Annotated in this window: 10 protein-coding genes; 3 read left to right on the top strand and 7 right to left on the bottom strand. The window is 55.4% G+C overall.

From position 1 onward, the window contains the following. Window positions 1-209, bottom strand: a 209-nt coding sequence (locus NLU14_RS21105; protein WP_275710336.1) for a hypothetical protein, incomplete at its 3' end; no start/stop codon positions are given. Here NLU14_RS21105 and NLU14_RS23150 point away from each other — a divergent pair. Beyond that, window positions 132-485, top strand: a complete 354-nt coding sequence (locus tag NLU14_RS23150; protein WP_420845089.1) for a GIY-YIG nuclease family protein — start codon at window positions 132-134, stop codon at window positions 483-485. The two genes, NLU14_RS21105 and NLU14_RS23150, sit on opposite strands and share 78 nt — an antisense overlap. Window positions 486-496: 11 nt before the next feature. Next, window positions 497-1,804 carry an SNIPE associated domain-containing protein gene (locus NLU14_RS21100; protein WP_275710334.1) on the top strand — a complete coding sequence of 436 codons (1,308 nt, stop codon included), beginning with the start codon at window positions 497-499 and terminating at the stop codon, window positions 1,802-1,804. 234 nt (window positions 1,805-2,038) lie between these two features. On the opposite strand, the gene NLU14_RS21095 is transcribed toward NLU14_RS21100, so the two are convergent. The 5 genes from NLU14_RS21095 to NLU14_RS21075 all read right to left on the bottom strand — a co-directional run bounded on the left by NLU14_RS21095 (window position 2,039) and on the right by NLU14_RS21075 (window position 9,227). Then, window positions 2,039-3,667 carry a tetratricopeptide repeat protein gene (locus NLU14_RS21095; protein ID WP_275710332.1) on the bottom strand — a complete coding sequence of 543 codons (1,629 nt, stop codon included), beginning with the start codon at window positions 3,665-3,667 and terminating at the stop codon, window positions 2,039-2,041. A 376-nt stretch (window positions 3,668-4,043) separates the two neighbouring features. After that, a complete protein-coding gene (gene cueR / locus NLU14_RS21090; protein ID WP_275710330.1) occupies window positions 4,044-4,511 on the bottom strand; it encodes a Cu(I)-responsive transcriptional regulator in 468 nt (155 codons plus the stop codon). Window positions 4,512-4,574: 63 nt separating this feature from the next. Next, window positions 4,575-7,148 (bottom strand): heavy metal translocating P-type ATPase, encoded by a 2,574-nt coding sequence (locus NLU14_RS21085; RefSeq protein WP_275710328.1) that lies wholly within the window; start codon window positions 7,146-7,148, stop codon window positions 4,575-4,577. Window positions 7,149-7,691: 543 nt separating this feature from the next. Beyond that, window positions 7,692-8,039: a PEP-CTERM sorting domain-containing protein gene (locus NLU14_RS21080; RefSeq protein WP_275710326.1), complete on the bottom strand. Its 348-nt coding sequence runs from the start codon at window positions 8,037-8,039 to the stop codon at window positions 7,692-7,694. Between the two features lie 300 nt (window positions 8,040-8,339). Continuing rightward, entirely contained in the window at window positions 8,340-9,227 is an 888-nt protein-coding gene (locus NLU14_RS21075) for a LysR substrate-binding domain-containing protein (RefSeq protein WP_275710324.1), read from the bottom strand. 126 nt (window positions 9,228-9,353) lie between these two features. Between NLU14_RS21075 and NLU14_RS21070 the strand changes: the two genes are divergently transcribed. Then, the gene (locus NLU14_RS21070; RefSeq protein ID WP_275710322.1) at window positions 9,354-10,229 is read left to right on the top strand and encodes a PhzF family phenazine biosynthesis protein; all 876 of its coding nucleotides are present in this window, start codon (window positions 9,354-9,356) and stop codon (window positions 10,227-10,229) included. Between the two features lie 54 nt (window positions 10,230-10,283). Here the strand turns inward: NLU14_RS21070 and NLU14_RS21065 are convergent. Further along, a partial coding sequence (locus NLU14_RS21065; RefSeq protein ID WP_275710320.1) for a hypothetical protein occupies window positions 10,284-10,516 on the bottom strand: 233 nt, incomplete at its 5' end.

The following is a 10,516-nucleotide window of genomic DNA, read 5'->3' as shown; positions in this document are numbered from 1 at the left end:
TTCTGGTCATCAGACACCTCGTTTATGGTGGTGATATTACCACCTACGTTGGTGTCCGGAATCATTGAACCACTACACTGTACGTTATATCCAACATCGGCAGCTTCGGAGAAGGTATCTGCAAAATTGGTATGACTCGCCGCCTCGAGCCAATGGACAGAGTGGTTGAGCTGGGTGACGCGAGCGTCCCCTATCGATTTGATGTCCATACCCTCGCCTTCGTGGAGGATGCTCCGCGGCTAGAGAAGGAAATCCACAGCGCCCTTATCGCCAATCGGGTGAACAAAGAGAATCACCGCAAAGAGTTCTTCTACGTTTCGCCTGAAGAGGCAAAAGCCGTTATGAGTGATCTTGGCATAAAGTCCTCCTGGTTTTACGACTGCGAAGCTAAAGAGTATCGGGAGTCGGAGCTAATACGTGAGGCAATGCAGCAAGCACGTCGACAACCAAAGGAAGCTTCCTCTGAACTTCCAGAATCCGTATGAGGAAATAAGTCATGAATTTGATGCTTATAGTGGCTGCAGTTGCTTTGGTCGCCGGCCTGGCGTTATTGGCTTTTAGCGTAAACCTTCGAAAGAAGAATCAGGCGCAGTATGACGCGATCATGCTCGATTACCGGCCTGTAGCGGACCTGAAAGCAGAGTTGAAAGACATCTCTGGTTCATACAGAAATCTGCAGGAAAGGTATCAGGAGAAACGGGACGCCTTAAAGAAATTTGAAAACATCATTCGAACCTACGATTTGGGGGTGGGCACCATCGATGCCAACACCTATAAGCCCCTATTTAATACGCGGGATGAGTCAGTGTTGGAGGATGAACTGGCACGGGTCAAGGAAGAAGCAAAGGAGCTGGTCAAAAACAAAGGCGCCTGCTTGTCTCATCTACCTGCCGATACGGCCATCAACGGGAAAAAGAGCGAAGCAAAAAAGTTTGTCAATCGTGAAATAAAGCTTCGCATCCGGTGCTTTGATAATGAAGTGAAGGCTGCCATTGCCGCAGTGGAATGGAACAATATCAACCGCCTCATTCAGCGCATCAAGAACAAGTTCGATGAGATCAACATGGATAGTCGGCTAGTAAAGATCTTCTTGGAGCACGATTATCTTGACCTCAAGGTGCGAGAGCTTCGCCTGAACTACGAAATAAAACAGCTAAGAGCTGACCTAAAGGAAGAGGAAAGAGAGGAACGTCAGAGGGTTCGAGAAGAAGAGCGGGACGAGGAGCGCGTCCGACAGCAGCTTGAGAAGGCAAAACGCGACCGGGAGCGCATGGAGAAGCTGGTTGAACGAGAACTGGCCAGGATCAACGAGGCGACAGAGGGGCAAAAGGAACAGCTGGAGCTCCACCAGAAAGAGCTGGACCTTTTGAGGCAAAAGGAAGCAAGAGCAATATCTTTGGCGCGACAAACCAGGGCCGGTTACGTCTACGTGATCTCTAATCCGTCGTCTTTTGGGGAAAGGGTTTGTAAGATCGGGATGACCCGACGTCTCGACCCGAACGACAGGGTAAAGGAACTCGGTGATGCATCGGTGCCGGAATTATTCCAGGTACACGCGTTTATCTATACCGACGATGCCCCAACGCTGGAAAGGTATTTCCACGATCATTTCAGTCAACACCGGGTAAATCTCGTCAATCGCCGCAAAGAATTTTTCAATATTGAGCCTGAAGCGGCTCTCAAGGCGTTGAAGCAGTACCATGGCCAATACACGCTGGAAAGCTTCGATGAAGTGAGCACGGAAGCCCCAACAGGCGGAAAATTCCAATCTGCGGTGCAACTAAAACAGGATGTTTACAAATAAATTCGTTTATTTGGTCGTTCATCTTTAACAGGCTCCTTTGAAAAGGTAGAAACTATCAAAAAGTATGAGGAAATGTACTGACCTGCCCCCAATCATTGAACCGCTCACTGCTTAGTAATGTCGGTTACTTGTAAGCATCCGGCCATTACACCTTGTCAGGAATGGCCGGCCTTCAGTTGTACGGCAATAGCTCGTCGATGGCGCTGTTCTTCTGGCCGATCCGAACACTGGCGACTAATAACTCCCCGCTACAGAGCCTTGTGGCTGTACCGGGCCACGCTCGGTCCGCGGTGCGGTCTCCCGCAAACGACGAACCCAGAGTGCAGCGGACTCCTCATCACCAGCAGCCTCAGCCGCTTGGGCGGCACCCGATAGCGTGTTGTAACGTTGCGGCCATGTGCGATCCGAACTTCCGTAGGCAACCAGCGCTTCAACAGGACGATCGAGGGCAACCAGCAGATCTCCGAGAGCTTCGTAGGGTGGCAGTAATGCACCGGGGGTGACCGGATGCTTCTCAACGGTAGCTTCCAGCTCTCCAGCAGACCGCATAAGTTCGATGGCCATCTCGGGATTACCCTCGGCCTTCGCTATCCATCCAGCCAGAATCCGGCGATCTACTTCAATGTAGGTTGAGAAACGCTGATCTGCACCGGATTTTGCCGTTTCCACCAGAGTCGTCAAACGCTGTTCTGCTTCACGTGCGCCTTTCAGGTCATCCGTATGCACAGCACCCAGACCCCGCGAAAACTCAATCAAACCAGCTGGCCAGGGGAACTGCTCCCAGTTGATCGTTTCTGACTGATAGGGAGCAAGTGCCGCAGCCGCATCCCAGTCACGGGTTTCAACCGCCAATCTTGCCGGAATGGAGGCTTGATGAAACACACCGGGAAAGTTCCCCTCATGAGGGCTATTGGCCTGCGCTTCCGCCCATACGCTCCGTGCCGCAATGTCCTCTCCCCGCTGGAGATGACCATAGACCAGATAGTCCAGCGCGTGGATGTAGTGGAATGACTTGGCACCGTCTGCTACATGACTCACGGCCACCTCAGCCGAGCGGCGATTCCATTCTATTACTCTGGGCCAATCCCCGAGCCGGACATAGATGTGGGAAGGCATATGCAGCGCATGAGGCACATCCGGGGCAATCGCCCCATACGAAGCGACGATTTCAGTGGCATTGCCTGCTCGGCCATCCGCATCCGTCGAATGGATCGTGTAATGAACCGCTCCGGGATGAGTAGGCTCGATTTTCCAGGCCTCACGCAATACCTGTTCAGCTTCGTCGTGTAACGCTTTTCGGTCATCCGAAGGCAGCGCCGGTGTCATGCGCGACAGTGCATAAAGCGAGGCAACGTCAAGATCGTCAGGATACGCCTGATAGGCAGCCTCCATGCCTTTGGCCCAACCCGCCAAACGCTCCCTGACCATGTCGGTTTCAGGATCGAAAAAGGCCCCCGTGGCCTCAATCAGCAATTTTTCACGCGGCTCTTTTGCTTTTGCACGGGCTGTCTGAATGGCCTCCCGGCCACGTGCAATATCGCCCGCTCCGGGGACGGTGCCCCATAAGGGCTGGAACAGCGTAGTAGCGATACCCCAGTGGGCCATGGCGCAGTCAGGCTCAGTCTGGACAACCGCCTCAAATTCGGACCGGGCCTGGGTGTACATCATGTGATGCATCATACCTAGCGCATGATCCACATCCGCACGAACCGCCTCTCCACAGTTAACCTGGAAGTTGACGGTTCCGATGGAGTTGCCGGCGCTGGAAGCATTGGCGTCGTTCATGGTTTTCTGGTCAGCCGTGGCAGGAAGAGCCAGGCCCAGGGAGGAGACAAGAACGGCAAAGCGAAGTGATGATTTCATAGCGTGACTCCAGTATCAGTATTACTGGTGGAGCCGGCATGACGTAAATCGATCATGAACTGACTACAGACTACCAGGAGCAGGTTCTGCATGCGCAGCTGGGATCTTTTAAGCTACGCCCATTTTAGAGACATGACCAGCGGGATTTTCCGATGCGCCGGACGACGAATTTAGTACTTTGTGTGGAAACTGAAATCAGCTCGATATTCTAGAATTTACTTTAAGTTTGTTTAGCACTTTGCGTGGAATTCGAGCCGTAACCCTCTGATTCTCTGTTTCACGGGTTTAGTACTTTGCTTGGTCGTCCAGACCTGTCACACGTTCACTGGATGCCCACACAAAGTACTCAATATCTCAGCCAAGAGTCTTCGCGAGATTAATGTGACGAGGCTGGTGTGCCGGCCCCAAACCGAGGCACCCTCTGTGGAGCCTGTGACCGCTGTTCCGCGGCGGCGGTCAGCTCGGCCAGATCCGTAAGGATCGGGCAATCTGGGCGGTCATTGCCTTGGCAGTGATCCGCTAGATGCTCAAGACTGTGCACCATCGCTTGCAGTTCGGCGATCTTCGCCTTCAATCCGGCAGCATGGGATAGTGCCATCGCCTTGACGTCGCCACTCGCGCGGTCACGGTCGCGCCACAACACCAGTAGTGCGGCAATCTGTTCGACAGAAAAACCAAGGTCGCGTGCGCGGCGGATGAAGCGAAGGCTATGCACCTCAGTCGAATTGTAATGTCGGTAGCCCGCATCAGAACGAATGGCTTGCGGGATCAAGCCAATCTGTTCGTAGTAGCGAATCATCTTCGCCGAGACGCCGGAGAGCTTGGCCGCTTGACCGATATTCATCTTTTTCTCCTCCTGGGGAATCAATCAAATGCCACCCGAATAACTATTAGTATAGCTGTTGGATCAGTGACTATTCACCAGAGCTGGCTTCGGCGATGGGATTACCCCATCTGGCGTCTCGCTACGAGCCTCGACCGACATGGGAGCGCGGAAGCGCTTGAGCCGGAGTGCGTTGCCCAGCACGAAGACACTGGAGAGCGCCATCGCGGCCGCTGCGAAGATCGGCGAAAGCAAGGTGCCGTTCAACGGGTAGAGCGCGCCCGCCGCCACTGGGATAAGCACGGCGTTGTAGGCGAAGGCCCAGAACAGGTTTTGCTTGATGTTGCGGATCGTGGCGTGACTAAGCGCGATCGCGTTCGTCACGCCACGCAAGTCGCCCGACATGAGCACCACATCAGCCGCCTCGATAGCTACATCGGTTCCCGTGCCGATAGCGAGCCCAACATCCGCTTCGGCGAGTGCCGGCGCGTCGTTGATACCGTCTCCCACGAAGGCGACCCGCGCGCCATTGATCCGGAACTTCTTCAGTGCCGCGACCTTACCGTCGGGCAGGACCTCGGCCGCGACTTCATCGATGCCGAGCTGTTTGGCAATCGCCGCAGCGGTCGCCCCATTGTCGCCGGTGATCATCGCGACTTTGAGTCCGAGTGCGTGCAGCGCCCTGATTGCTTCGGGCGTCGTCTCTCTGATCGGATCCGCGACTGCAATTACCCCTGCCAAGCGTCCGTCGATCGCGGCATAGAGTGGGCTCTTGCCTTGCTCGCCGAGCCGCTGGGCGGTAGACAGGAAGCTCGACACATCAAGACCGACCTGCATCATGAACCGATCCGCGCCGACGGCGACTGTACGACCTGCTACCTTGGCCGATACGCCAAAGCCCGGTGTGGCGTCGAAGCTCTCGATGGGTGCCAGGATGAGGCTCAACTGCTTTGCGGCCGTGACGATCGATTCGGCAATCGGGTGCTCGGAGCGTGTCTCGACGGCCGCAACAAGGGCGAGAACTTCGTTGTATTCAAAGCCCTCGGCGGGCACGAGATCGGTCAGCTCGGGGCGTCCTTTGGTCAGCGTGCCGGTCTTGTCGAGCGCGATAACGCTCACATCGCGCAGCGCCTGCAAAGCTTCGCCCTTCCGAAAGAGTACGCCGAGCTCAGCCGCGCGGCCCGTGCCGACCATGATCGAGGTCGGCGTTGCCAGCCCCATGGCGCACGGACAGGCGATAATAAGAACTGCAACCGCATTGACGAGCGCAAAGGTCAGCGCCGGGGACGGGCCGAAAACCAGCCAGACCAGGAAAGTAAGCGTGGCTGCTACCATCACCGCTGGGACGAACCACATGGTCACTTTGTCGACCAGCGCCTGGATCGGCAGCTTTGATCCCTGCGCTTGCTCGACCAGGCGAATGATCTGCGCGAGCACCGTATTCGCGCCGACCTTTGTGACGCGAAAACTGAAAGCGCCCGTCTTGTTGATCGTGCCGCCGACGACTTCGGCGCCCTTCCCCTTCGACACGGGCACAGGCTCGCCGGTGATCATGCTTTCGTCAACATAAGAGGCGCCTTCGACGACTTCGCCGTCGACCGGAATCTTCTCGCCCGGACGAACGAGCACGATGTCATCGGTCGTCACCTGATTGAGGGCAATCTCGACTGTATCGCCGTTGCGCTGGACGCGCGCGGTCTTGGCCTGAAGTCCGACGAGTCGCTTGATTGCCTGCGAGGTTCGCCCCTTGGCGCGCGCCTCCAGCATGCGTCCGAGCAGGATCAAGGTAACGATGACCGCAGCAGCTTCGAAATAGACGTTGGCGGTGCCCTGTGGCAGCACTTGAGGGACGAAGGTTGCGACAATCGAATAGCCATAAGCCGCCGCGGTGCCGACTGAGACCAGCGAGTTCATGTCGGGGGCACCGCGCAGCAACGCCGGTACCCCCTTGCGGAAGAAGCGCAGACCCGGACCGAACATGACGAGGGTGGCGAGCGTGAACTGTACATACCAGTTGACCTGCTGGCCCAGGCCCCCCATCACCCAATGATGGATGGCGGGAATAAGGTGCGAGCCCATCTCGAGGATGAAAACGGGCAAGGTGAGAATGGCTGCAGTGAGGAAAGAGCGTCGCAGCGCCCGTGCCTCGCTCTCACGACGCTCGGCGTTCTGATCGCCAGCATCCGCCGTTTCGGCGGACAAGCGATTGGACTTGTAACCCGCCTGTTCGACTGCTACTTCAAGGTCGGCCGTGGAGACAACTCCTGCAAAGTGGCGCACCCGCGCGCGCTCGGTCGCCAGGTTGACAGTGGCTTCGAGTACGCCCGGAATTTTTGCGAGCGCCTTCTCTACCCGGCCCACACACGACGCGCAGGTCATGCCCTCGATTGCCAGCTCGGTGGTCTCTTCGCGAACGGTGTAGCCGGCGCTCTCGATGGCGCGGACAGCCGCCTGCGGATCGGCCAAGCCGGTGAAAGTAATGTCAGCGCGCTCGGTGGCGAGATTGACCGAGGCCGTCTGCACGCCGGGGACCGCTTTCAGCGCGCGCTCGACACGGCCGACACACGATGCGCAGGTCATGCCTTCGACCGGCAGGCTCAGACGAGCGTCTGCGGACATTGATGGATTGGTGTGGTGTTGCCGGGAAACTGAGGCCATTTCATTATTCCTTGAATGGTGGTGGTAAAAGAAGCCTGAAGGTTCCCACCATTGGAAGGTCAAGGCCTTTGTGTGTGGTTTGTTTCGCGACGCGTCAGTTCATCCCGTCGTCGGTGCCACTGCAGCCCTGGTTAGACTGCTCGCAGACCTCCTATCCGCCGCCCAGCAACGTGTAGATACTGAACGCGGTTGTGTGCTGAAGGCCATCGCGCATCGCGCTGAGTTTTTGTATGGACCTATCCAGTTCCGCCGCTTTACGAGTTGGACGACGAATTTAGTACTTTGTGTGGAAAATTGAATCAGCTGGCTATTCTAGAATTTACTTGAAGTTTTTTTAGCACTTTGTGTGGTAACAGGTCGCTAAGTATCTGATCTGTGGTTACGCGGTTTTAGTACTTTGCTTGGTCGTCCACCGACCACTTTCCTTCTGCACCGACGCATTACCAAGAGCTATGTTGATGAGCTCTAGAGCGGCACTGCTTTGGGTGTTGGGCAGGATCACTAGAAACTCCTTCCCTCCCGCCCTGGCCCATCCTTACGCTTTCATCCGTGGGACCGGGACCTTTTAAAGCCTGCGGTGCCGAGGCCCAGCAGGCCGACGATGACCAGGCCGAGAGTGCCCGGTTCGGGGACTTGCGTGGCCGCGGCTGTAAAGGCTCCACTGCCGACGACATTCGCCGCCGAAGCGCCGGTGACACTGGGTGTGAAGCTTCCCGTGCGGTTGGTATCGGTCAGCATGTCCGTAAGGGAGCCATAGGTGACGTAGATCGCATCCAGGGCACTCTCTTGCTCGAAGTTGAACAGGTTCCAGTATACGGGAACAGCGTGCGCCGCCCCGCTCGTGAACGTCGCGACAAGCGCCAGAGGCAAACAAAGCCGATGCTTGATCATAACCCTTCTCCCAGGAAGCAACCCAGTGAGAGACAATCTCCCCCGGAAGAAGCCGGCAAGTTATGCGCCACTAACCAGAAAGGCTCCGGTTTCAGGGACTACCGGCTTTCGCCAGACCATCGGTCAACGCTGCCTGTAAAGAAAACCGACGCCTGTGCGTTCCGATCAGGACGGTAGGCCTGGATACCGAGGGAAGCTGTCGCTGATGTCGTATCAGCCCGCCTTCCAGTCAACGTTAGTGTTTTCTGTGGTCGTCCATTGATGGCAAGCGGTTTTCCTGAATCGTGCTCTCGCAAACCCTTAACCGGAACCTACTTCCCCAGTAATCCAAGACACAAACGCACGAACCTTATCCGTGCGAAATTTTGCTTCCGGTGCAACCAGGTAATATTGGTACTCCGCCGGCACCGAAATGTTGATTGGGCATTGAAGCAAACCGGCTTTAAGGAGATCGGCAACGAGGCTGTATCGCATCAACGCAATACCTCTGCCGGCAAGCACAGCCTCGACAAGCGTCGTTCCCTCTGTCACCCGAAGTGTTATGGAGCTGTCAGGTATTTCAATGCCGAGTTCTTCCTGAAACGCTCTCCACGAGCTTTCCATGTCGATTGATTCATCGATAAGCCACGGAAGTTTTACCAGACTCTCAGGCGTCACAGGTTCACTACCAGTGAGCATGCTGTGACACACCGGCAGCAGTTTTTCCTCGAGCAACAGCCTGGATTCAAGCCCGGGATAATCACCGCTACCAAAACGGATCGCCAGATCCACGCCATCACCCCGAAAACCAACCAACTGAAGGTTGGGTTGAAGACTTAGCTGGATCTCAGGGTGAGCTTTCTGAAACGAATCAATTCTGGGTACAAGCCACCGACTGGCAAACGATGGCACCGTTGCCACGGTAAGACGTCCGGGATCGGAGTTTGGCGCAAACAGCGCTATGCCTCTTTCCAGCTCTTGAAATCCCGTCTCTACATACCCTGAAAGCGCCCTGCCTTCGTGCGTCAATTGCACTTCCCGGGTTAAACGAACAAAAAGCTTCAAACCCAGAAAATCCTCAAGGCCACGAATATGGGTGCTGACGGCCGCCTGGGAAATGTTCAGCGCCTCCGCTGCGGCCTTGAAGCTCAGTTCTCTGGCGGCGTATCGAAATGCCTGTAATGCCCTTAGCGGAGGGAGTTTCTGCATTGGGTTCGCTCAGCCTACGGTTAAATATTACTTAAGCATAAATCAATTTTACCCGTTTGTTCCCGTCACCGTCGACTGAAAGAATTCAGGTGATACAAACCAGATGAGCATTAAGGAGAAACCTCCATGAAGATTGAAGTTCCAATTGTAAGTGCTTTTGCTGACGGTGATTCCGGCGGAAATCCGGCAGGCGTTGTTCTGAACGCCGAACGGTTCAGTTATGAACAAAAACAGAAAATCGCGGCGGCCGTCGGCTTGTCGGAAACGGCTTTTGTTTCTCCGTCTGATTCAGCAGATATAAAGCTGGAATTCTTTACGCCAGCCCGGCAAATCGCTCACTGCGGCCATGCGACGATCGCGACATTCAGTTATCTACGCCAAAACGGCCTGCTAACCCGCGATCACTCATCCAAGGAAACGATTGATGGATGCAGATCCATCAAAATGGAGAGCGACTCAGCGTATATGGAGCAAAAAGCGCCCCGTTATGAGCAACTCACCGATGAGGATTATCAGTTCATACTCAAGGCGCTCGGGATAAGCAGCGCTGATCTGATTGCAGGTACCAGGCCGACACTGGTGAATACGGGCAATAGCTTTGTCGTCGTCGGTATTCGTGACGCTGGAGTAATCCAGGGTCTCAAGCCGGATTTTTCGTTGGTGGAAGAGCTCAGTGACGCTCTGGATCTTATCGGGCTTTACGTATTCTCCTTCGATGGTGTCGGAAATGGACGAGATGCGGGAGCCCGTATGTTCGCACCTCGGTATGGCATTCAGGAAGAATCCGCAACGGGCATGGCTGCCGGCCCGTTGGCATGTTACCTGCGGGAGCATGTCGGCTTCGACAAACAGGAGTTCTTTTTTGAGCAGGGGCGTTGGATGTCACCGCCCTCACCTAGCCTTATCAATGTGCGTTTGCATATTGGTGGTGACGGTAAGATCGAAAATCTGTTTGCAGGGGGACGAGGAGCCCTCAAAGAAATCGCTGAGGTTGAATTTTGATGATCCTGAGAGAAGTCTAATACGTTCGGGCTCTGATGCTCTCACAATAACCCGTCAGGGTCTGACTGAACTTAAGTAATTGAAAAACAACTTGATATAGGATTGCAGGAGAATAATCTGCTCGCTGAGCAGCCGTGGTTCGCCCACCGCACGCGACAGGACGATTCCCCCTCTACGGTGCTGGAGACCATGTCCGCAACGGTTCGGAGAATGAGTGCTTTTTACATGCCGTTCAGAGGCGTTTGCTGAAGACCAGCCCACCCCATGCAAGCGTGCGGTTTCCAGTG

The sequence above is a fragment of the Marinobacter iranensis genome (genome assembly GCF_029207565.1).
Taxonomy (GTDB): Bacteria; Pseudomonadota; Gammaproteobacteria; order Pseudomonadales; family Oleiphilaceae; genus Marinobacter; species Marinobacter iranensis.
This window is presented reverse-complemented; position numbering and strand designations above follow the sequence as displayed.